This is a genomic window from Streptomyces silaceus (assembly GCF_001419745.1).
GTDB lineage: Bacteria > Actinomycetota > Actinomycetes > Streptomycetales > Streptomycetaceae > Streptomyces > Streptomyces silaceus.
In genome coordinates this window covers 1-23,075 of record NZ_LIRJ01000287.1, presented here as the reverse complement: position 1 = coordinate 23,075, position 23,075 = coordinate 1, and the positions used below count along the sequence as shown (strand labels likewise).

Sequence of the window (23,075 nt, the reverse complement as noted above, 5' to 3'; positions counted from 1 at the left end):
GACCGCGGCCCGTACCCCGGTCGGCGGGGGTACGGGCCGTGGGGTGCCTCCCGGGCCGGCGGCGGGCCGCCCGGGGGTCACGTGGTCGCCGGTTCCCTGGCGGCCGCCGCCGAGGTCATCGCGTGCTCGACGACGTCGATGAGGACCTCCTTGACCGATTCGCGGTCGCGGGCGTCGCAGAGGACCACGGGGACCTCGGAGTCGAGGTCGAGTGCCTGGCGTACGGTGTCCGCCGGGTAACGGGTGGCGTCGTCGAAGCAGTTGACGCCGACCACGAAGGGTATGGAGCGTCGCTCGAAGTAGTCGACGGCGGCGAAGCAGTCCTCCAGGCGGCGGGTGTCGGCGAGGACGACGGCGCCCAGCGCGCCGGTGGCCAGCTCGTCCCAGAGGAACCAGAAGCGGTCCTGGCCCGGTGTGCCGAAGAGGTAGAGGACCAGGTCCTCGCGGAGCGTGATGCGGCCGAAGTCCATGGCGACCGTGGTGGTGTGCTTGCCCGCCACACCGCTCGTGTCGTCGACGGGGCGGCCCGCCTCGCTGAGGGTCTCCTCGGTGCGCAGCGGCTTGATCTCGCTGACCGCGCCGACCAGCGTCGTCTTGCCGACGCCGAAGCCGCCCGCCACGAGGATCTTCAGCGTCACCGGCTCGACGGGTGCCTTGCCTCGCTCAGAACGCCTGAAGATCATCGCTCACTTCTCCTGGATCCGTGGTGTCGCGCGGAGCCGGTCCGTAGCCGCCCCCGCCGGGGGTTTCGATCACGAGTACGTCGCCGGGGCCCAGGTCGGCGCTGTCGCTGCCGCCGAGCTCCAGGACGGTGCCGTCCGCGCGCAGCACGCGGTTGGCGCCGAGCGCGCCGGTGGCGCCGCCCGCCATGCCGTACGGCGCGACCCTGCGGTGCTGCGACAGGGTGGACACCGTCATCGGCTCGCGGAAGCGGATGCGGCGCACGGCCCCGTCCCCGCCGCGCCACCTCCCGCTGCCGCCGCTGCCCGGCCGGACCGCGAACTCCTCCAGGAGGACGGGCAGCCGCCACTCCAGGACTTCGGGGTCGGTGAGCCGCGAGTTCGTCATGTGGGTCTGGACGGCCGGCGCGCCGTCGAAGCCGTCGCCCGCCCCGGATCCGGAGGCCACCGTCTCGTAGTACTGATGGCTGTCGTTGCCGAAGGTGACGTTGTTCATCGTGCCGGAGCCCTCGGCCTGGACGCCCAGAGCGGCGTACAGCGCGCCCGTGATGGCCTGTGAGGTCTCCACGTTCCCGGCGACGACGGCCGCGGGCGGCTCGGGGGCGAGCAGGGAACCGGGCGGCACGATGATGCGCAGGGGGCGCAGGCAGCCGTCGTTGAGCGGGATGTCGTCGTCCACGAGGGTGCGGAAGACGTACAGGACGGCGGCGTTGACCACCGCGAAGGGGGCGTTGAAGTTCGTGGCGAGCTGGGGTGAGGTGCCGGTGAAGTCGACGGTCGCGGTGCGCTCGCGCCGGTCCACGGTGACGCGGACGTGGATGGTGGCGCCCGAGTCGGTTTGATAGGCGAACTCACCGTCTTCGAGGACGTCGATGACGCGCCGTACGGACTCCTCGGCGTTGTCCTGGACGTGCTTCATGTACGCCTGGACGACGTCGAGGCCGAAGTTGTCGATCATCCGGGCGACTTCGTCGACGCCCTTCTGGTTGGCGGCGATCTGCGCGCGCAGGTCGGCGAGGTTGGTGTCCGGGTTGCGCGAGGGGTGGGGCGCGTCGGTGAGCAGGCTCCGGGTCTCCTCCTCGCGGAGGCGGCCCTCTTCTACAAGAAGCCAGTTGTCGAAGAGGATGCCCTCTTCGTCGATGGTGCGGCTCGCGGCGGGCATGGAGCCGGGGGCGATGCCGCCGATCTCGGCGTGGTGGCCGCGCGAGGCGACGTAGAAGAGGATCCGCTGCTCCGAAGTGCCGTGCTCCCCCGGCCGGTCGAAGACGGGCGTGATGACGGTGACGTCGGGCAGGTGCGTGCCGCCGTGGTACGGGTCGTTGACGGCGTAGGTGTCACCGGGGCGCATGGTGCTGCCGCGGCGCTCGATGACCTCCTTCACGCTGGTGCCCATCGAGCCGAGGTGGACCGGGATGTGCGGGGCGTTGGCGACGAGGTTGCCGTCGGGGTCGAAGAGCGCGCAGGAGAAGTCGAGCCGCTCCTTGATGTTCACCGACTGGGCCGTGGACTCCAGGCGAGCGCCCATCTGTTCGGCGATGGACATGAAGAGGTTGTTGAAGACTTCCAGGAGGACGGGGTCGGCGGCGGTGCCCGCGGTGGAACCCACCGGCTCCGCCACGCGTTCCATGACCAGATGGCCCGTCTCGGTCGTCGCCGCCTGCCAGCCCTTGTCCACGACGGTCGTCGCGCCGGCCTCGGCGATGATCGCGGGTCCGGTGACGGTCCGGCCGGGCGGCAGTTCCTCACGGCGCCGCAGGGGTACGTCGCGCCAGGCGCCGCCCGTGTGCAGGCGGACCTGCTGCGGGGTGCCCGCCGCCACCCGGCCCGCGAGGGCGGAGAGGTCGGGCGGCTCGGTGAGTCCGGTGGCCTCCACGGAGAGGGCCTCGACGACGACGGGGCGGTCCAGGGTGAAGGAGTAGGTGGCGCGGTGGCGGTCCTCGAAGGCGCGGCTCATGGCGGCCGGGTCCGTGAGCTCGACGGTCAGCGTGGTGTCCGTGCCGTCGTAGCGCAGCTGGGCGCGGCGGGTGACGTGGACGCGGTCGGCCGGCACGTCCTCGGCGAGGAGTTCGGCGCGCGCGGCGGCCGCCAGGTCGTCGGCCACCTGGAGGACGCGAGGCATCGACGACGCCTCCAGGGGCGCCTCCACGGACTGTTCGCGCATCGCCGTGGTGTCGGCGAGGCCGATGCCGAGGGCGGAGAGCACCCCGGCCATCGGGGGCACCAGGACGGTGCGGATGCCGAGCGAGTCGGCGACCATGCACGCGTGCTGGCCGCCGGCGCCGCCGAAGGTGGTCAGGGCGTAGCGGGTGACGTCGTGGCCCTGCTGCACCGAGATGCGCTTGATCGCGCCCGCGATGTTGGCCACCGCGATCCGCAGATAGCCCTCGGCGACCTGCTCGGGCGTGCGGTCGTCGCCCGTCGCCGCGTGGATCTCACGGGCCAGCTCGGTGAAGCGGTCGCGTACGAGCGCGGCGTCGAGGGGCTCGTCGCCCGCGGGGCCGAACACCTGCGGGAAGTGGGCGGGCTGGACCCGCCCGAGCGCGACGTTCGCGTCGGTGACGGTCAGCGGGCCGCCCTTGCGGTAGCTCGCCGGGCCGGGGTCGGCGCCCGCCGAGTCGGGGCCCACGCGGTAGCGGCTGCCGTCGAAGTGGAGCACGGAGCCGCCGCCCGCGGCGACGGTGTGGATGTCGAGCATCGGGGCACGCAGCCGTACCCCGGCGATCTGTGTGGTGAAGACCCGCTCGTACTCGCCCGCGTAGTGCGAGACGTCCGTGGACGTGCCGCCCATGTCGAAGCCGATGACACGGTCGAAGCCCGCCAGGCGCGACATGCGGGCCATGCCCACGATGCCGCCCGCGGGTCCGGACAGGATCGCGTCCTTGCCGCGGAACCGGCCCGCCTCGGTGAGCCCGCCGTTCGACTGCATGAACATCAGCCGTACGCCGCGTAATGCGTCGGCGATGTGCCGCACGTACCGGCGCAGGACCGGTGACAGATACGCGTCGACGACCGCCGTGTCGCCGCGCGGGACGAGCTTCATCAGGGGGCTGACCTCGCTGGAGAGCGAGACCTGCGGGAAGCCCGTGCGGACGGCGAGTTCACCGATGGCCCGTTCGTGCGCGGGGTACAGATGGCTGTGCATGCAGACGACCGCCACGGCGCGGATGCCGTCGTCGTACGCCTCGCGCAGCGGCCCCGCGAGCGCCTCCAGGTCGGGCGGGCTCAGCACGTCGCCGTCGGCGGTCACGCGCTCGTCGACCTCGATGACCCGGTCGTAGAGGAGTTCGGGGAGCACGATCTCGCGGGCGAAGATCCGGGGGCGGTTCTGGTAGGCGATGCGCAGGGCGTCGCGGAAGCCGCGGGTGACGACCAGGGCGGTGGGTTCGCCCTTGCGCTCCAGGAGGGCGTTGGTGGCGACGGTGGTGCCCATGCGGACGGCGTCGACGGACGCGCCGGCCACGGCGCCGCCCGCCCCCGTCCCCGTGCCGGACGCCGCTCCCCCATCGGAGCCCGCGCAGGAAAGGATCTCCCGGATGCCCGCGACCGCCGCGTCGCGGTAGCGGGCCGGGTTGTCGGAGAGGAGTTTGTGCGTGAGGAGCCGGCCGTCCGGGTGCCGCGCGACGATGTCGGTGAAGGTGCCGCCCCTGTCGACCCAGAACTGCCAGCCAGTCACGTTCTCACTCCCGCTTCCGCGCTGTTCAGAGCGCCCGGAGGCCGTTGATCACGTCGCGCAGAATACTCTCGTCCGGCAGCTCGGCGGGGGGCACGGGACGCGTCACGTGCACCAGTTCGTCGTCGACGAGGTCGCCGATGAGGACGCGGACCACGCCGATGGGCAGGTCGAGTTCGGCCGCCAGCTCGGCGACCGACTGGGGCGTGTCACGGCAGAGCTCGACGATGTCCACGTGCTCCGGAGACAGCGTCTGGTCGGCCTCCCGGGCGTCGCTCGCCCAGGCCTCGGCGATGACGACCGCGATGAGATCGAGGCGGTGCTGCCCGGGGCTCGTGGTGCGCCCGCGCGTCATGGCGTACGGACGCACGACCGGGCCGGCGTCGTCGTCGAACCAGCTGGGCGTCTCCTGCGCCCGCGATATCTCCTGCCTGGCCTCTGTCCGCTGAGTCCCTCGACCGTCGTCGCTCATGACCTCCCACTACCCCCCGGCGGGCAGGTCCGTGCGCGGCGCCGTACCCAGATGCACACCCACCCTCTTGACCAGCAGCGTCATTTCGTAGGCCACCAGACCGACATCGGAATCGGCGTCCGCGAGGACGGCGAGGCAGCTGCCGTCGCCCGCGGCCGTGACGAAGAGGAACGCGTCGTCGAGCTCGACCACCGTCTGGCGGACCCGGCCCGCCTCGAAGTGGCGGCCCACGCCCTTGGCGAGGCTGTGGAAACCGGAGGCGACGGCGGCGAGGTGCTCGCTGTCCTCCCTGGTCAGGTTCTTGGACACGCCGGTCGGCAGGCCGTCGCCCGAGAGGACGAGCGCCTTGCGGATGCTGGCGACGCGCTGCACCAGGTCGTCGAGGAGCCAGTTGAGCTCTCCCCGCCCGCCGGTCGTGGTGGTGCGTGCGTCGGCCTTCGGTGCGGTCATCGACCGTCCCCCTCAGATGTCGTTCCTGGTGCTGTGCCGTTCGTGGCGTCGTCGCCCGCGGCGTTCTCGTCGCGGCCGCGCTGCCAGCCCCGCTGCAGCGATGCCATGCGGCTGCGTACCTCTTCGGCGTCGCGCTCCTCCGGCCGGGTCTCGGCGCGGTCGGGGCGCTGGTCGGGGCTGTTCTTCAGCTGCGGGGCGAGGCTGGCCTGCCGGACCCGGCGGGGCAGTCCGCCCAGAGCGGTCGTGCCGGAACCGCCGTCCCCGGCGGATCCGCTCCGGCCCGCGGGCCGCTCCTGCGGCGCCCGGTCCTGGGCGGTGGAGCGGCGGCCGCGCCGGGGAAGCTCCGCGGGCGCGTCGTCGACGGCCGTGACGTCCCGGTGCGGTGGCGCCAGATCAGGCCATTCCGTCAGCGACCGCGGCCGCTCCGGAACCCCGTCCTCGGCCGCGGGGTCCATGGGCCTGCTCCCCCCGAGCCGGTCGTCCTGCGGCCGGCTCGCCTGGAGCCTGCCGCCGCCCTGGAGCCTGCCTTCGGGGACCCTGCCGTCCTGGGTCCGGCTCTCCTGGGTTCTGCTCTCCTGGCTCCGGCTGTCGCGGGCCCGGCCGTCCTGGGCGCGGCCGTCCTGCGACCTGCCGTCCTGGGGCCTGCTGTGCGTCACGGGGCGGCCGTGCGAACTGACCAGCTTCGGCGTCCTGCGGCGCGGCAGCGGCACGGGACCCGCGCCGTGGGAGCTGTCGAGGGATTCGTCGTCGAAGCGCGAGGGGCCGGTCTCGCGGCGGGTCGGCTCCGCGCGGCTCGCCTCGCGGTCGTCGCGGGCCTGCTGGTGCTGTTCACCGGGCGCCCCGGCCACTCGGCGGCGCGGGCGGAACAGGCCGCCGCGCTCGCTGTCCTCGTCGTCGAGGGCGCCGGGGAAGGCGTCGAGGTCCGCGATGCCGACGGGCGCCTCCAGTTCGACGGGGCCGTCGAGCACGGAGGCGGGCAGGCCGGGAAGTTGGACGGGCACCTGGGAGAGGGCCGCCGCGCGGTCGGCCGCGGTGTCCGCCCCGGCCGTCGCCTCCTTGGGCTGGGGCCGGTCGAGGCGGAAGCCGACGCCTCCGGTGTCGGGCACGTCGTCGGTGAGCAGGGCCTCGGGGATGAAGACGACGGCGGTCGTGCCGCCGTACGGAGAGGGCTGCAGCGAGACGCGGACGCGCTGGCGCTGGGCGAGCCGGCTGACCACGAACAGACCGAGCCGGTCGGTGTCGGACAGCTCGAACTCGGGGGTCTCGGCGAGCCGCAGGTTGGCGTCCAGGAGCGCGTCGGCGGTCATGCCGAGACCGCGGTCGTGGATCTCCAGGGTGAATCCGTTGGCGACGTGCTCGCCGAGGACCTGCACCGCGGTGTGCGGGGGCGAGAACACCGTGGCGTTCTCCAGGAGTTCGGCCATCAGGTGCGTGAGGTCGGCGACGGCGGGGCCGGTGACCGCGATGCGGGGCAGGCGGCGCACCTCGATGCGCTCGTAGTCCTCGACCTCGGCGACGGCGGCACGGACGACGTCCATGAGCTGGACGGGCTTGCGCCACTGCCGCGACGGGGCGGCGCCGGAGAGGATCACCAGGCCCTCGGCGTGACGGCGCATGCGGGTGGTGAGGTGGTCGAGGCGGAAGAGGTCGGCGAGTTCGTCGGTGTCCTCGGTCCTGCGCTCCATGGTGTCCAGGAGGGTGAGCTGCTTGTGCAGCAGGACCTGGCTGCGGCGGGCGAGGTTCACGAAGACCTCGGAGACGCCGTTGCGCAGGTCGGCCTGTTTCACGGTGGCCTCGACGGCGGCGCGCTGAAGGGTGTTGAGGGCCTGTCCGACCTGCCCGATCTCGTCCTTGCCGTACGTCAGCCGGGGCGCCTCGGTCTCCACGTCGACCTTCTCGCCGGCCGCGAGGCGGCGCAGCACGCCCGGCAGCCGGACGCCGGAGGCCTCGTGGGCCTCCAGCCGCAGGCGGCGCAGGTCGCGGATGAGGCCGCGGCCGATGCGTACGGACATGAAGAGCGAGAGCAGCAGGGCGACCAGGCCGAGCACGCCGGCGACGATCACGCGCAGGACCACGTCGAAGGCCTCGGGCTCGACGCGTTCGCGGAAGCGGTCGCTCGCCTCGACGTCGCGCTCGGACAGCTCCTTGAGCACGCGGCCCGAGGTGCTGTCCCAGTGCTGGGACGTCACCGCGCGCGGGGTGCCGGGCTCGGACTCGATGACGTCCTTCTCCGCCTTGCGGAGCTGGGCGGTCTCGGCGCCGTTCCAGTAGCGCTCGTAGCGGCCGCGGTCGTCCTCGGGGAGCTGCGCGAGGTTGACCTCGTACAAGAGGGTGCGCTGCGCCCGGAGTTCGGCGATCTGCCGGATCTCGGGACCCGTGACGCGCCGCGCGACGAGGGCCGAGCCGAGCAGCGCGTCCTCGCGGGAGAGCAGTTCGCGCGCGCGGGTGACGCCCACGATCGCGCGGCCCTGCTGGTCGAAGCTGACCTCGTCGAGGCCCGCGAAGCCGTTCAGGGTGTTGAGCAGGCTGAAGCAGGGGTCGACCAGCTTGGTGTACATCTTCAGGGCGCCGGCGCGGCTGATCGTGCCCTCTTCGACGCTGTGGCGCAGGGACTCGACGCCGTCGAAGGCCTCCAGGAGCGCGGTGAGCCGCTTGCGCGAGCTCCCGTCGATGCTGTCGCGGACACTGGAGTCCTGCGCGTTCGACCGGACCTCGGCGATCACCTCGTCCGTCGCGTCGCGGCTGCGGCGCAGCCCCGCGAGGGCGTCGGACGCGCGTGGGTCCGCGAGGTAGACGACGGTCTGACGGCGTTCCTGCTGGATCACCCGGATCGTGTCCTCGATCGGGTAGCCGACCTTGTCGACGACCTTGGCGGTGTCGAGCAGCCTGGCCGCCTCACGGCCGGTGATGACCGTGGCGAATCCCCAGATCGCGGTCAGGGAAAGCAGCGGCACGAGCAGCAGCGCCACGATCTTCCGGCGGATGGACTTCCCGCGAAAGCGCATGGCCTCCCCTAGATCGGCCCCCTGCGGCCGTTGCATGGGCCAGGGGCACACATGTGCGTCAACAAACGGCGCGAGCCTACTACCGACTCACGAGCAACTCGAAGGCACTTCCGAGCACTTTTCAGCCGTGACGCGAAAGGGACATCCCCAGTTGTCCCTCCATTACGGGAGATTGCGTCCCAGCATGTGGGGCATGCCACCCGCCCCCATTCTCCTTTCGCCGTACGCCAGTTGGCCGGAATTCTTCGCTGGACGGAAGCGGAACGGGAATCTTTCCGATCTCTCGATCGTCCAACAGGATGAGAGCGATGGGTCGAGGACCGGCCACGGGGCGTACCCGCGGACGGTCGGCATGTAGCGCAGCAAAACGGGCAGCCACTGGTGAGTTGATCCGGAGGGTGCTCCATGAACGGCCGCAAGGCATCCGGGGGGAGTGACGACATGATGGGCACGGCAGAGCGCCACGGGGCGTCCGAAAGCGGAGCCTCCAGCTCCGCCGGCGCGGCGCGGACGGCCGAGTACGGGAGCGGCACGGCGGGGTCCGGGAGCAGCACGATCGAAGAGGTGGCCGCGGCGTGGGGCGCGGTGCCGCGAGAGCGTGATCAGCCCGCTCGGCGTCGGCAGTTGTGGGTGGAGGAGCCGGCCCGGCGGAGACGGCTCGCCGATCCGGTGCGGACGGCGGCCGTGCGGGCCGTGATCATCGTGGCGCTCACCCTCGTCCAGGCGATGGTCGCCTTCCTGGCCACCCTCGCCGGGTCCTGGCTCTCCTTCCCCATGGTCCTGAGCAGCGTGGCCAGCACGGTCGTGGCCACCTGGGGCGTGCTCGACGTCTGGGTGACGCGCCAGGTGTGGAATCAGCGGTACGGAGTCGTCTCGGTGCCGAGCAGCACGGCGCGACGGCTGCGGCGCGAGCGGCGCAGGGCCCGACGCCAGGCGCGGGCGGCGGCACGCGGCAAGGAGCGGATACGGAACCGGGGCGGGGCCGGGCAGTTGTCGCACTCGTGACTGCCACCGCGCTCGCTCCCACGGTTCTCGCGGCCGCGGTCGACAGCGGTGTCTTCGCGTCGGCCGCCGAGCACCCCTGCGGGCCGGCGAAGGCAGCGGACGCACCGACGCCGGTGTCGGCGTCCGGCTCCGCCTCTCCGAGAGCCCGCGCTAGTGCGGATCCGTACGCCCGAACAACCCCGCGTGTCCGGGCGGGAGCTGCGTGATGATGCGCCGGAGCAGCGCGTCGTCCACGGCGTCCGACAGCGCGCCGAGGACAGCGGTCACCGCGCGCCTGGCCTCCGTCGGGTCACCGGACTCCCGCGCCGCCACCGCGTCGATGAACGCGTCCGGAGTCAACGGTTCGCTGGCAGGCACCGCTTCGGCCAGCAACGGGGCGCACTGCTGGGGCAGCAGCGCGGCGAGGTCCATGCGGTCGTCACCCACCAGGTGTCCGCCCAGGACCTCCAGCACGGCGCGCAGAGCCGTCGCGGCCTCGCCCTGCGCCTCGTACCCCCCTCGCTGCGCGACCGCGCCGAGGAAACCTTCCAAAGAGCTGTTCATGGACGAAGTATGGGCCCGGGCCGGTGACGAGCCGCGCTTCTGCGAGGGTGATTCGCCGCCCGGCGGCTCGGGTTGCCGGTGCCGCTAGGCCGCTGTCACCCCTCCGGCGACTCGGCCAGCGCGATGTCCTTCGGATCCAGGCCGGTCAGCTGTGCGATGCGCGGTGCGGGAATGCCGGCGGTCAGGGCGCGGTGCACCAGGGCCCGCCAGTCCCGGGTGGTCTCCCGGTACGTCAGCAGTTCGCCCTCCATGTCGGTGACGGACTGCGGCGAACAGGCCTGCTGCACGCGCAGCGTCTCCTCCTCGCTCAGCGGCACGGGCAGTTGCTCGGCGTCCTCCGGCACGAAGGACTCGGCGCCGGCGGGCAGGATCCGCACCCGCTCCGACTCGGCGGGCACGCCGTGCGCCTGCAGCCAGCCGTGCACCGCCGGTGTCCCGGCACACTCCAGTTCCCCGACTGCGGCGAGGGCGGCGCCCAAGCGGGGGTGACGTTCCGGAAGTACGAAAAGCAGGGCATCGTCAGCCATGGTCACGGCTCTCTCGCAGAGGACGGCATAGGACCCGAGGATCGCCCGATGTTAGCGCCCAGGAGCCCCCTTGCCGGTCATCCTGCTCAACGATCAAGCGGCGAAACCGCCCCCTGTGGCGTCGGCCGCCCACGCGGCGGCGAGAGCCCTGCGCACCTTCATGAAGGGGCGGGCCCTGTCGATCGACAGGGCCGCCGTGGTGCGGCCCGCACGTTCGTACACGGCCAGGAGGCCGCCCTCGTCGAGCACGTCGGGCGAGCCCTCGATGACGCGTACGGTGTCGCCCTCGCCCCGCCGTCCGGCGAACTGCACGCGGGAGCCGTACTGATCGGACCAGAAGTACGGCAGCGGGCGCGCCGCCTCGACCGTGCGGCCTGCGAGCAGATTCCGTACGGCTACGCGGGGTTGTTCCGTGGCGCTCGTCCAGTGCTCGGCGCGGACACCGCCCACGCGGGCGACATCGCCCACCGCGACGACCTGGGGCAGCGCGGTCACGCAGCCGTCGTCGCACAGGACCCCGTCCGCCACCGCGAGCGGCGAGCCCACGAGCCAGCCGGTGTTCGGGATCGCCCCGATGCCGACGACGACCACGTCGGCGGGCAGCAGCCGGCCGTCGGCCAGTTCCACGCCCGTGACGGCGGCCTCGGGACCGCCCGGGGCTCCCCGCAGTGCCGCCACCCCCACACCCGTCAGCAGTCGCGCGCCGCCCCGCGCGTGCAGCCTCGCGCACACCGAGGCCAGCTCCGCGCCCAGTTGGGCGGCGAGCGGAAGCGGCGCGGCCTCGACGACCGTGACGTCATGACCGAGCGCCGCGCACGAGGACGTGGTCTCCGCGCCGATGAAACCGCCGCCGATCACCACCACGCGGCGCGGTCCCCGGGTCAGGTCCGCCCGGAGCGCGCGGGCGTCGTCCAGGGTCCGCAGGACGTGGACGCCCGCGTACGACGGCCCGGGAAGGCGCCGCGCGGACGCCCCGGTGGCGATGACCACCCCGTCGGCCGCCAGGGCGCGGCCGTCGTCGAGGACGACCCCGCGACCGCGCGCGTCGAGCGCGCACGCGCGCGTGCCGAGGATCCACTCGGCGGCCAGCTCGGTGATCTCCTCCGGATCGCACAGGGCGAGTTGCCGCTCCCCCTGACCGCCGCCATCGGCGTCGTCCTTCGCGAGGAACTCCTTGGACAGCGGCGGCCGGTCGTAGGGCTGGTGCGGCTCCGCGCCGACGACGACCAGGCGGCCGTCGAAGCCCTGGGCGCGCAGTTCCCGCGCGGCGTACAGGCCCGCGAGCGAGGCGCCGACCACGACGACGGTCCGCATCGGCCCCTCGGCGACGGCACTCATGCGGCGGACCCCTCCTCCACGCCGGTCAGCCGCACGTGGATCATGCCGTCCTCCACGTACACCTGATGGGTGCGCACGGGCTTGCGCGCGGGCAGACAGGTGGGCCGACCTGTGCGGAGATCGAATGAGGCGGCGTGAAGCGGGCATTCGACCAGACAGCCCTCCAGCCATCCCTCGGACAGGGACGCGTCCTGGTGGCTGCATGTGTCGTCGACGGCGAAGAGCTCGCCGTCGGCGTTGAACACCGCGACGGGCGGCGTGGTGTCGAGGCGGACGGACTCGCCCGCGGGGAGGTCTTCGAGGCGGCAGACGGGAATCATGGGCCCCCCTCTTCGTGTCGTAAGGCCCGGTCCTGGGCCCTTCGGGGACCAAGACCCTTCGGTAACATGATGTTTCGCATGGCGCACGAGGGAGCGCTATGCGCAACAGAATCCGGTCGGGGCGCCCACCGCGTCAAGGGCTTCCCGAAGACGCGGCCCCAACGGGCCGCCAGGTGGTGAGAGTTCAGATATGACGGGCACGCGGAAACAGGCTGATCAGGGCAGGGCGACGCGCGGAGAGTCGGGCGAGCGGCAGTCGAAGGGATCCGCCGGGTCCGTCCAGTCCGTGGACCGCGCGGTGAGCGTGCTGGAGATCCTCGCGCGGCTCGGGGAGGCCGGAGTCACGGAGATCGCCGACGAGTTGGGGGTGCACAAGTCGACGGCGTTCCGGCTCGTGGGCGTGCTGGAGAACCGCGGCCTGGTGGGGCAGGCGAAGGACCGCGGGAAGTACTTCCTGGGTGCGGGCGTACTCCGCCTCGCGGGGGCGGCGGCAGTGCGCATGGACATCTCCCAGGAGGGCGGTCCCGTCTGCCGGGAGCTCGCGGACGAGCTGGGCGAGACGGTCAACATCGCTGTCCTGGACGACGACGCCGCGGTCAACATCATGCAGGCCCGCGGCCCGGCCTCGGTGACCGCCCAGAACTGGCTGGGCCGGCGCACCCCGCTGCACGCCACGTCCAGCGGCAAGGTGCTCCTCGCGCATCTGCCGACGACGCTGCGCGAGGGCCTGATGGCGCGCACGCTGCCGCGTCTGACCGAGCACACGGTGACCGGGACGGCGGCGCTGCGCGGCGAGCTGGAGTCCGTGATCGAGCAGGGATTCGCCGTCGCCGTCGAGGAGTTGGAGGTGGGCCTCGCGGCCGTCGCCGCGCCGGTGCGCGCGCACGACGGCAAGGTGATCGGCGCGCTCAGCGCGTCCGGGCCCGTCTACCGGCTGACCGAGGACCGCCTGACCGAGCTCGCCAAGCGCACGGTCGCGGCGGCCGTGGAGCTGTCCCGGCGGATGGGGTACGGCTTCTGACGGACGGCCCCGAGGGCACGCGGGAGGGCAGGACATCGAGGGCGGGACCAGGGATTCCTGGTCCCGCCCTCGCGCATATCCGCCATGAGCCCTCTCCCGTGTCCGCCACGCGCCCTCTCGCGCATCCGCCACGCACCCACGCACATGTCCGTCACGTTTCGCCGCGTCCCGCGGATTTGCCAAGGCTTAACTCCGCCCCCTTGACGGCCTCTTGATGGCGTTCCCACTATGTCTCTCATAGCGCAACCGATCGTGCACAGCGCAACAACATCTTCCTGCCGTACGCGACAGGGGCCATCCCGCCGTACCCACCCACGCCGTCCTGACGTGCGCAAGAGCAGAGGAGTCTGGCCGTGCCCCACGAGGTCCGTGCCGTCGTCGCCGCGAAGAAGGGCGCACCCGTCGAGGTGCAGACGATCGTCGTGCCAGATCCCGGCCCGGGTGAGGTACTCGTCTCCGTGCAGGCCTGCGGGGTCTGCCACACCGATCTGCACTACCGGGAGGGCGCGATCAGCGACGACTTCCCGTTCCTGCTCGGCCACGAGGCGGCCGGGACCGTCGAGGCGGTCGGGGCGGACGTCGCCGATCTCGTCCCCGGCGACTGCGTCGTGATCGCCTGGCGCGCGCCCTGCGGTGCCTGCCGTTCCTGTCTGCGCGGCCGCCCCTGGTACTGCTTCGACTCGCGCAACGCCGCACAGCCCATGACGCTCCTGGACGGCACGCCGCTCGCCCCCGCCCTCGGCATCGGGGCCTTCGCCGAGAAGACCCTGGTGGCCGCCGGGCAGGCCGTGAAGGTCGACCCGGCGGCCCGCCCCGAAGCCGTGGCCCTGATTGGCTGCGGCGTGATGGCGGGGTACGGGGCCGCCGTGAACACCGGCGGGGTCGGCCGCGGCGACACCGTCGCGGTCATCGGCTGCGGCGGCGTCGGCAACGCGGCGATCGCCGGGGCGTCCCTGGCCGGGGCCCGCCGCGTCATCGCCGTCGACATCGACGACGCGAAGCTGGACGGCGCGACCCGGTTCGGCGCCACGCACACCGTCAACTCCCGCGGAACGGACCCGGTCACGGCGGTCCGCGAGCTGACCGCGGGCCACGGAGTCGACGTCGCGATCGACGCCGTCGGCACCCCGTCGACGTACCGGCAGGCCTTCTCCATGCGCGACCACGCGGGCGTGCTCGTGCAGGTCGGGGTGCCCGACCCGGAGATGACGGTCGACCTCCCGCTGATCGACCTGTTCTCGCGGGGCGGCGCCCTCAAGTCGTCGTGGTACGGCGACTGTCTGCCCACCCGCGACTTCCCGATCCTGGTCGACCAGTACCTCAGCCGCCGTCTCGACCTCGGCGGCTTCGTCTCCGAGACCATCCCCCTGGAGCAGGTGGAGGAGGCGTTCGCCCGGATGCACCGGGGTGAGGTGCTGCGCTCGGTGGTGGTCCTGTGAGCGGCATCCGGACCGGGGGTCCGCGCGTCGTCGTCATCGGCGCCGGCGTCGTCGGCTGCTCCCTCGCCGACGAGCTGACCGCCCGCGGCTGGACCGACGTCACCGTCCTCGACCAGGGGCCGCTGCCCGCTCCGGGCGGCTCCACCTCGCACGCGCCGGGGCTGGTCTTCCGGACGAGCCCGTCCCGGACACTGACCGCGTTCGCCTCTTACACCGTGGAGAAGTTCGGCGCGCTGGAGGCGGACGGCCTGCCCTGCTTCAACGCCGTCGGCGGCCTGGAGCTGGCCACGACGCCCGAGCGCTGGGCCGACCTGCACCGCAAGGCAGGGCTCGCCGCGTCCTGGGGCGTGCGGGCCGAACTCGTCGGCCCCGCGCGCTGCAAGGAGCTGTGGCCGCTCGTCGACGAGACCAAGGTGTACGGCGGACTGCACACGCCCGACGACGGCCTGGCCCGCGCCGTACCGGCCTGCCGCGCGCAGATGGAGCGGGCACGCGCGCGTGGAGCGCGTTTTCTCGACCGGCACACCGTGACGGGCATCGAGCGGGACGACGGCCGTGTCACCGCCGTCGTCACCGACCGCGGCACGTTCCCCGCCGATCACGTGGTCTCCGCGGCCGGGTTCTGGGGTCCGGTGGTCGGCCGCATGGCCGGCGTCGACGTACCGCTGCTGCCGCTCGCCCACCAGTACGCGAGGACGGCGCCCCTGCCCGAACTCGCGGGTGCCGCGGGGCCCCTTCCGGAAGCCTCGCGTCCGATCCTCCGCTTCCAGGACCGCGACCTGTACTTCCGCGAGCACCACGACCGCATCGGCATCGGTTCGTACGCCCACCGGCCGCTGCCCGTCGACGCGTTCACGGTCCCCGCGTACGACGACGCCGAGGACATGCCGTCCTCGTACCCGTTCACCGAGGAGGACTTCGCGCCCAGTTGGGAGGACTGCCGGTGGCTGCTCCCCGCCCTGAAGGAGGCGGAGATCGAGGAGGGCTTCAACGGCGTCTTCTCCTTCACGCCCGACGGCATGCCGGTGCTCGGCGAGTCCCGTGTCCTGCGCGGCTTCTGGCTGGCGGAGGCCGTGTGGGTCACGCACTCCGCGGGCGTCGCCAGGGCGGTCGCCGAGTGGATGGTCGACGGACGGCCCTCCCTCGACCTGCACGACTGCGACCTGACCCGCTTCGAGGACGCGCAGCGCTCCCCCGCGTACGTCGCCGAGCGCGGCGCGCAGCAGTTCGTCGAGGTGTACGACGTGATCCACCCGCTCCAGCCGATGGAGCGGCCGCGTCCCCTACGGGTCAGCCCCTTCTACGCGCGCCAGCAGGAGCTGGGCGCGGTCTTCCTGGAGGGCGGCGGCTGGGAACGCCCGCACTGGTACGAGGCCAACGCCCCGCTGGCCGACGGGCTCCGGGCCGAGGGGAGGCTGACCGAGGTCATGGGGCTGGGGGAGCGCGATCCCTGGGCCGCGCGCCACTGGTCCCCGATCGCGGCGGCCGAGGCCCGCGCCACCCGCGAGAAGGTCGCCCTCTACGACATGACGCCGCTGCGCCGCCTGGAGGTCACGGGCCCCGGCGCGCTCGCCTTCCTGCAGCGCATGACCACCAACAACCTCGCCAGAAAACCCGGTTCGGTCACCTACACGCTGCTGCTCGACGCGGCGGGCGGCATCCGCTCCGACCTGACCGTGGCACGTCTCGCGCCCGACCGCTTCCAGGTCGGCGCCAACTCCCCCGCCGACCTGGACTGGCTGCTCCGGCACGCCCCCGCCGACGTCCACCTCAGGGACATCACCTCCGGGACCTGCTGCGTCGGCGTCTGGGGGCCGCTGGCCCGCGCGCTCGTGCAGCCGCTCACCCACGACGACTTCTCCCACGAGGCGTTCGGCTACTTCAAGGCCAAGGAGACCTGCCTCGGGCACGTCCCGGTGACCGCGCTGCGCCTGAGCTACGTCGGCGAGCTGGGCTGGGAGCTGTACACCACCGCCGACCTGGGGCTCCGCCTCTGGGACACCCTGTGGGAGGCGGGCCGCGAGCACGGGGTGATCGCGGCCGGCCGGTCCGCGTTCAACAGCCTGCGCCTGGAGAAGGGCTACCGCGCCTGGGGCCACGACATGACCACCGAGCACACCCCCGAGGAGGCGGGCGTCGGCTTCGCCGTCCGTATGAACAAGGGTGATTTCGTGGGGCGTTCCGCGCTCGAAGCGGCCGGGGAGCCGGCCCGGAAGCTCACGCCGCTCCTCCTCGACGACCCCGCCGCCGTCGTCCTCGGCAAGGAACCCGTGTACGTCGACGGCAGCCCGGCCGGGTACGTCACCAGCGCCTCGTACGGGTACACCCTGGGCCGCTGTGTCGCCTACGCCTGGCTGCCGCCGCTGGAGAGCGGCACCGGCGTGCACGTCGAGTACTTCGGCGAGAAGGTTCCCGCCACCGTCGCCGAAGAGCCCCTGTTCGACCCGGAGATGACCCGCATCCGCCGCTAGCCGCCAGGAGACTCCCCCTCATGTCCCCCACCTACGACGTGATCGTGATCGGCCTCGGCGGCATGGGCAGCGCCGCCGCCCACCACCTGTCCGCGCGCGGCGCCCGCGTCCTCGGCCTGGAGAGGTTCGGCCCGGTCCACGCCCGCGGCTCCAGCCACGGCGGTTCGCGCATCACCCGGCAGTCCTACTTCGAGGACCCCGCGTACGTCCCGCTGCTGCTGCGCGCCTACGAGCTCTACGAACGCCTCGAACGCGACACCGGCCGCGAGATCGCCACCCTGTGCGGCGGCGTGATGCTGGGGCGCCCCGACAGCCGCACCGTGTCCGGCTCCCGGCTCTCGGCCGAGCGCTGGGACCTGCCCCACGAGATGCTCGACGCCAAGGAGATCCGCCGCCGCTTCCCGACCCTCACCCCGCGCGACGACGAGGTGGCGCTGTACGAGGCGCGGGCGGGCCTCGTCCGCCCCGAGAACACCGTCGCCGCGCACCTCCAGCTCGCCACGCGGCAGGGCGCCGACCTGCACTTCGAGGAACCCATGACGCGGTGGGAGCCCTGCCGGGACGGCGTGCGCGTGCACACGGCCGAGGACACCTACACGGCCGGGCAGCTGGTGATCTGTCCGGGCGCGTGGGCGCCGGGGCTGCTGAGCGACCTCGGGGTGCCGTTCACCATCGAGCGCCAGGTCATGTACTGGTTCCAGCCCACCGGCGGCGTGCGCCCCTTCCGTCCCGACAGCCACCCGATCTACATCTGGGAGGACGCGGAGGGCGTCCAGGTCTACGGTTTCCCCGCCATCGACGGACCCGACCTCGGCGCGAAGGTCGCCTTCTTCCGCAAGGGCACGCCCTGCACGCCCGAGACGATCGAACGGACGGTCCACGGCCACGAGGTCACGGCGATGGCCGACCAGGTGGGCCGGCTCATCCCGGCCCTGCCCGGCCGCTTCGTCAAGGCCGCCACCTGCATGTACTCCAACTCCCCCGACGAGCACTTCGTCATCGCGCGCCACCCGGCGCACCCCGCGTCGGTCACCGTCGCGGCCGGCTTCTCCGGTCACGGCTTCAAGTTCGTGCCCGTGGTCGGCGAGATCGTCGCCGACCTGGCGCTGGACGGCACCACCGGGCACCCCATCGGGCTCTTCGACCCCGGCCGCCTCGGCGCTCCGCCCGTGGCCGCCGCGGGGCCCGCCGCGTCCGCTTCCGCCGCGCCCGCCTGAGGAGCGCGCCCCCGTCTGAGGAGAACGAGAACCGTGACGACGAGCCCCTTGCCCCCGAGTCTCATCGCGACGCTCCCCGGCCACTACTACACCGCCCCGGAGATCTTCCGGCAGGAGCAGGAACGCGTCTTCGAAGCGCTCTGGTTCTGCGCGGTGCGCGCCGCCGACCTCGACGAACCCGGCGCGTTCCGCACCGTCCGGGTGGGGCGCGAGAGCGTCCTGATCACCCGCACCCGCACCAGGGAGCTGCGCGCCTTCCTCAACGTCTGCCGCCACCGCGGCGCCCGGCTGTGCACCGAGGAGTCGGGCCAGGTGCGCCGCGCCCTCCAGTGCCCGTACCACGCCTGGACGTACGGCCTGGACGGCCGGCTGATCGCCGCGCCGAACCTGGTGAGGATGCCGGACGTGGACCGCGCCGCGTACGGCCTGGTCACGGTGGCGCTGCGGGAGTGGCTCGGCTACGCCTGGGTGTGTCTGGCCGACGATCCGCCCTCCTTCGAGGAGACCGTCGTCGGCGCCGCCGTCGAACGGCTCGGCGACGCGGCGTCCATCGAGCACTACGGCACCGAGCACCTCGCGCTCGGCAAGCGCGTCACGTACGACGTGCGCGCCAACTGGAAGCTGATCGTCGAGAACTTCATGGAGTGCTACCACTGCGCGACGATCCACCCCGAACTGACCGACGTCCTGCCGGAGTTCGCGGACGGTTTCGCCGCGCAGTACTACGTGGGACACGGCGCCGCGTTCGGCGAGGACGTCGGCGGCTTCACGGTCGACGGCAGCGCGGGCTTCGGACGGCTGCCGGAGGTGTCCGAGGACCAGGACCGCCGCTACTACGCGATCACCGTGAAGCCGACCGTGTTCGTCAACCTCGTCCCCGACCACGTGATCCTGCACCGGATGTTCCCCATGGCCGAGGACCGCACGGTCGTCGAGTGCGACTGGCTGTACGCACCCGACGTCGTCGCGTCCGGAGCCGACCTGTCCAAGTCCGTGGAGCTCTTCCACCGGGTCAACACGCAGGACTTCGCGGCCTGCGAGCGCACCCAGCCCGCGATGGCGTCACGCGCCTATCGGGCGGGCGGGGTGCTGGTGCCGACCGAGCACCACATCGGCCTGTTCCACGAGTGGCTCACCAAGCTCCTGGCCTAGCGGCAAGCTCCTGGCCTAGCGGCTGACTCGGTCCCGTGGCCTAGGCGGTCGGCGCGGGCCGCTTGTACATCCGCGTCGCGGTGATCTCGCCGTGCACCGTCTCACCGTCCGGGTCCTGCTGCGGCAGGCCCGGACGCAGGTGCTCCTCGACGCTGATGTACTTCAGGCCCGCCCGCAGGTCCGCGTCGTTCCGCAGGCGGATGACCAGCGGGAACTCCGCGAGCGCCGTGGTGTCGAACAGACCGGTCGTGTACAGCAGCTGCACGCCGAGCGCGTCCGAGACGGCCCGCTGGAGCTCCAGGAGGTACGTCGCGTTGGCGCGGCCGATGGGGTTGTCCAGGAACAGCGTGCCCGCGTGGCGGTGCTTGTCACGGCCCCGGTCGTTGCTCCGGAGGGCGGCCATCGTGCAGTACAGGGCGATGGCCGCGGTGAGCAGCTGTCCACCGGAGAACACGTCGCCCATCTGGCCGACCGGCACGCGCTCGGCGCGCAGCACCGCGTCCGGCTTGAGGATCTCCACGGCGATGCCGCGCGGTTCCAGGGCGGCCTGGACGCCGCGCAGCAGCAGGGACATGCCGTCGCGCCGCATGTCCGAGTTCTTCTTCACCGCGGCGCGCGTGGCCTCGTCGATGACCTCGCCGAGCCGCTCCACGAGGGTGGCCTGGTCGGGCTCCTCGAAGCGGACGCGCAGGAACTCCTGGCCCGACCACTCCCCAAGGCCCTCGGGCAGCCGGGACAGGCGCTGGGCGGAGCGCAGGGTCGCCAGGGCGGACTCGACGAGGCCGCGGAGGCGGTCGACGATGCTGTCGCGGTTGCGCTCCAGCTGTTCCAACTCGTCGGTGAGGACGCGCAGTCGGGGCGCGAAGGCGTCGGCCCACTTCTTGGCGTGCTCGGGCAGCGCGGAGGCGGGCAGCTCGCGGATCTGCTGGCGGGCGGGGGTGCGCACCTGCTCGTACCGGGTCGCGTTCGCATGGCGTACGAGGACGTCACTGGCCTCGCGGACGGCGGACTCGGCCGCCGAGAGGTCGGCGGCGCAGCCGCGCAGGGAGCGGCGGGCCTCGGCGGCGGACTGGCGGGCCTCTTCGAGGGAGCCGGGGTAGGCCTCGGGGATCTCCTCGCCCTCCTCGTCCTGGTGCTCGCGGAGCAGGTCGCGCAGCAGGGCGGCGGTCTCGTCGAAGCCGCCGGCCGCGTCCTCGGTGGCGCGGTGGGTGTGCAGGAGGGCGGCGTGGGCCTCCTTGGCGCTGGTCAACGCCTCGGTGCGCGCGGCCAGTTCGCCGGTCGCCGTGCGCAGCAGCGCCTGGGCCTGCTCGGCGTCGGCGGGCACGAGGTTCTCGGGCAGCTCGGTGTGGGCCTCGCCGTCCTCGGGGGCGTGCCGCTCGGCCTCGCCGCGCAGCCGGCCGAGCTGCTCGCTCGCGGTGGAGGCACGCGCCTCGATGAGCTGGACCTGGGCCTCGGCGCGCGCGGCAGCGGCCTGGCGGGACGGGCCGTCGGAGCCGTCGGGGCCTTCGAGGAGCAGGGCCGCGCGGGTGCGGACCTTGTTGCTGAGCCGGTCGAGCTCGGCGAGGGCGGCGCTCTCGTCGCTCTCGGCGCGGGCCTGCTCGGCGCGCAGGTCGGCGCCGACGCCGACCTTCTCGTAGAGCTGGGAGGCCGCGCGGTAGGCCTCGCGCAGGGCGGGCAGCGACGTCTTGGGCGCGTCGGTGTCCGCCGGCACGTCCTCGGGGGCGCCGGCGATCTCGGCGCGCTCGGCGCGCAGCGCGCGGGCGGTGCGGCGGGCGTCGTCGGCGGCGCGCTGGGCGGCGCGGCGGTCCTCGTCGGCGGCGCGCGCCCGGTCCAGGCAGGTCTGGGCGCGGGCCTCGGACTCCACGGCGTCGTCGGCCAGTTCGCGCAGCTTGGCCTGCCAGCCGGCCCGCTCGCGGAGCCGGAACGCGAGGCCCGCGAGGGCGTCGGCGGCGCGCCGGGCCCGCTGGGCGGCCTCCTGGCGCTCGTCACGCACGCGGGCCGCCTCACCGGCGGCCTCGTCGGCCTCGGCGCGCGCGGTGCGGGCCTCGGTCAGCTCGGCCTCGGCCTCCTCGGCGAAGGCGCGCGCCTCCTCGGCGGCGGCGGCGAGCTCGGCGAGGCGGCCGCTCGGGCAGCCCGAGCGCCAGGAGCCGAGGCGGGCGGCGAGCTCGCGGTCCTTGCCGAGCCGGACGGCGAGCGCCCGGATCTCCTCGTCGCGCTGGGTGGCCCGTGCGCGCAGGGCCTGGCGCTCCTCGTCGGCAGCGTGCTCGTCGTGCATGGCCGGGTTCGGCGGTACGAGGAAGACGCCGCTGTCCGTGCTCTGCTCGCCCGGGGTGGGGGCGAGCAGGGCGGCGGCGGTGCCCACGGCGACGGCCGAACGCGGCAGCAGCGCGGCGTCGGCGAGCGCCTCGCGGGCGCGGGCGTGCGTGTCGGGGTCGGTGATGACGACGCCGTCGACGAGCTCGGGCCGGGCGGCGAGCACGCGCGCGTGGTCGGCGGGGTCGACGGCCTGGGCGAGGTAGCGCCAGCCGGGCAGGGCGGGGATGCCGTGCTCGCCGAGGAACTCGACGGTGGCGAGGACGTCGGGACCGGGCGGCAGGAGGCCGCCGTCGCCGAGGGCGCCGAGGATGCGGGAGTCGTCGGCGGCGGCGGTGCGCAGTTCGAAGAGCTGCCGCTCGGCCGAGGCGACGCCGTCCTCGAGGAGGGTGCGCAGGTCGTCGGCGGAGCGGTCGAGCTCCGCCACGGAGAGGGCGCCTTCGCCCGGGCCCGGCTCACCGGAGTCCCCGGCTCCCTGGCGGGGCAGCGGCACGCCACCGCCGGCGGGCAGGCTCAGGAGTTCGGCGAGGCGCTCGTTGCACGCGATGGACTCGGCGGCGCGGCGCTCGGCGTCGTGGGCGGCCTCCGCGGCGGTCGCGGCGTCCGAGGCGCGGGCCGCGGTCAGTTCGGCGCGGGCCTCGGCGGCGGCCGTCTCCTTGGCGTGGTCGGCGGCCCTGCGGGCGGCCTCGCGGGCGGTGTCCCAGGCGGCGACGGTGGTCTTCTCGGCGTCGCTCGCGGCGAGCGCGGCGCGCGCCGGGTCGGCGTCGGGGGCGGTGTCGTCGAGCCAGCCGGCGCGGACGGCCTCGGCGGTCTCCTGCTCGACCTCGGCGAGGCGCTGCTTGAGGTGGCCGACCTCGCTGCGGGCGCGCTGGGCCTCGGTGGCAGCGGCGGTGGCGTCGCGGTGGGCGGCCTCGCCGGTCTCCTGGAGGGCGGCGGAACGCTCCTCCTCCTCGTTCGCGAGGTTCTCCGCGCCCTCGGCCGCGGTGTGCAGGGCGCGGACGAGGTCGGAGGCGGCCTTCGCGCGGGCGGCGAGCGCGGGCGCGGCGTCGCGCTCGGCCTCGCGGATCGCGGCCGCCACGCGCGCGGAGCGGTCGGCGGCGGCGCGGTGGCGCAGCACGGCTTCGGCGGCCTGCCAGGCGGAGTGCAGGGTGCGCGCGTCGGCGAGCTCGCGGCGCTGGGCGGCGGCGGCCTTCTCGGCGACGGTGAGCGCCAGGGAGGCGTGGCGGTAGGCCAGTTCGGCGGCGATCAGCGCGCTCGTGCCGCGGGCCTGCTCGGCACCGGTGACGGTGTGGGCGGCGGCGGTGACCTGCTCGGCGAGGTCGGCGGCGCGGCCGCGCTCCTCGACGGCGCGCGCGGAGAGCCGGCGCGCCAGGGTCCTGGTGCGGCGCTCGGCGCCCGTGTGCACGTCACGCGCGCGTGCCCGGGTGTCGGCGGCGTCGACGATGCGGCCGA

The 23,075-nt window shown here is 73.6% G+C and carries 16 protein-coding genes; 6 read left to right on the top strand and 10 right to left on the bottom strand.

Translation table 11 applies throughout. The features are described from left to right. Window positions 1–77: 77 nt before the first annotated feature. The 5 genes from AOK22_RS25125 to AOK22_RS25105 are packed head-to-tail and all read right to left on the bottom strand — an operon-like array spanning window position 78 to window position 8,277. Window positions 78–683, bottom strand: a complete 606-nt coding sequence (locus AOK22_RS25125; RefSeq protein WP_055700986.1) for a GTP-binding protein — start codon at window positions 681–683, stop codon at window positions 78–80. Further along, window positions 664–4,353 (bottom strand): hydantoinase B/oxoprolinase family protein, encoded by a 3,690-nt coding sequence (locus AOK22_RS25120; RefSeq protein ID WP_055700985.1) that lies wholly within the window; start codon window positions 4,351–4,353, stop codon window positions 664–666. Before AOK22_RS25120 ends, AOK22_RS25125 begins: the two co-directional genes overlap by 20 nt. 25 nt (window positions 4,354–4,378) lie before the next feature. Next, entirely contained in the window at window positions 4,379–4,822 is a 444-nt protein-coding gene (locus tag AOK22_RS25115) for a DUF742 domain-containing protein (protein WP_237773101.1), read from the bottom strand. Between the two features lie 9 nt (window positions 4,823–4,831). Beyond that, complete coding sequence (locus AOK22_RS25110) at window positions 4,832–5,272, bottom strand: roadblock/LC7 domain-containing protein (protein ID WP_055700984.1); 441 nt, start codon at window positions 5,270–5,272, stop codon at window positions 4,832–4,834. Then, window positions 5,269–8,277 carry a sensor histidine kinase gene (locus AOK22_RS25105; RefSeq protein ID WP_055700983.1) on the bottom strand — a complete coding sequence of 1,003 codons (3,009 nt, stop codon included), beginning with the start codon at window positions 8,275–8,277 and terminating at the stop codon, window positions 5,269–5,271. Before AOK22_RS25105 ends, AOK22_RS25110 begins: the two co-directional genes overlap by 4 nt. 441 nt (window positions 8,278–8,718) lie before the next feature. On the opposite strand from AOK22_RS25105, the gene AOK22_RS25100 reads away from it, so the two are divergent. After that, window positions 8,719–9,282, top strand: a complete 564-nt coding sequence (locus AOK22_RS25100) for a hypothetical protein (RefSeq protein ID WP_425264062.1) — start codon at window positions 8,719–8,721, stop codon at window positions 9,280–9,282. A 150-nt stretch (window positions 9,283–9,432) separates the two neighbouring features. Here AOK22_RS25100 and AOK22_RS25095 read toward each other — a convergent pair whose 3' ends face one another. The 4 genes from AOK22_RS25095 to AOK22_RS25080 form a co-directional block, all read right to left on the bottom strand. Beyond that, window positions 9,433–9,825 (bottom strand): DUF2267 domain-containing protein, encoded by a 393-nt coding sequence (locus AOK22_RS25095; RefSeq protein WP_055700982.1) that lies wholly within the window; start codon window positions 9,823–9,825, stop codon window positions 9,433–9,435. A 95-nt stretch (window positions 9,826–9,920) separates the two neighbouring features. Then, the gene (locus AOK22_RS25090) at window positions 9,921–10,352 is read right to left on the bottom strand and encodes a DUF6003 family protein (protein ID WP_055700999.1); all 432 of its coding nucleotides are present in this window, start codon (window positions 10,350–10,352) and stop codon (window positions 9,921–9,923) included. Between the two features lie 93 nt (window positions 10,353–10,445). Then, a complete protein-coding gene (locus AOK22_RS25085; RefSeq protein ID WP_055700998.1) occupies window positions 10,446–11,666 on the bottom strand; it encodes an NAD(P)/FAD-dependent oxidoreductase in 1,221 nt (406 codons plus the stop codon). Between the two features lie 20 nt (window positions 11,667–11,686). Continuing rightward, entirely contained in the window at window positions 11,687–12,010 is a 324-nt protein-coding gene (locus tag AOK22_RS25080) for a bifunctional 3-phenylpropionate/cinnamic acid dioxygenase ferredoxin subunit (protein WP_055700981.1), read from the bottom strand. 190 nt (window positions 12,011–12,200) lie between these two features. Between AOK22_RS25080 and AOK22_RS25075 the strand changes: the two genes are divergently transcribed. The 5 genes from AOK22_RS25075 (at window position 12,201) to AOK22_RS25055 (ending at window position 19,310) form a co-directional block, all read left to right on the top strand. Continuing rightward, complete coding sequence (locus tag AOK22_RS25075; RefSeq protein ID WP_237773100.1) at window positions 12,201–13,031, top strand: IclR family transcriptional regulator; 831 nt, start codon at window positions 12,201–12,203, stop codon at window positions 13,029–13,031. 353 nt (window positions 13,032–13,384) lie between these two features. Next, entirely contained in the window at window positions 13,385–14,470 is a 1,086-nt protein-coding gene (locus tag AOK22_RS25070) for an S-(hydroxymethyl)mycothiol dehydrogenase (RefSeq protein WP_055700980.1), read from the top strand. Beyond that, window positions 14,467–16,941 (top strand): GcvT family protein, encoded by a 2,475-nt coding sequence (locus AOK22_RS25065; protein ID WP_055700979.1) that lies wholly within the window; start codon window positions 14,467–14,469, stop codon window positions 16,939–16,941. The genes AOK22_RS25070 and AOK22_RS25065 overlap by 4 nt, the downstream gene beginning before the upstream one ends. Before the next feature lie 20 nt (window positions 16,942–16,961). Next, on the top strand, window positions 16,962–18,158 hold the full coding sequence (gene solA / locus AOK22_RS25060) for an N-methyl-L-tryptophan oxidase (protein ID WP_055700978.1): 1,197 nt from the start codon (window positions 16,962–16,964) through the stop codon (window positions 18,156–18,158). Window positions 18,159–18,191: 33 nt separating this feature from the next. Beyond that, complete coding sequence (locus tag AOK22_RS25055) at window positions 18,192–19,310, top strand: aromatic ring-hydroxylating oxygenase subunit alpha (RefSeq protein WP_055700977.1); 1,119 nt, start codon at window positions 18,192–18,194, stop codon at window positions 19,308–19,310. 40 nt (window positions 19,311–19,350) lie between these two features. Here the strand turns inward: AOK22_RS25055 and AOK22_RS25050 are convergent. Then, window positions 19,351–23,075, bottom strand: a 3,725-nt coding sequence (locus AOK22_RS25050; RefSeq protein WP_055700976.1) for a coiled-coil domain-containing protein, incomplete at its 5' end; no start/stop codon positions are given.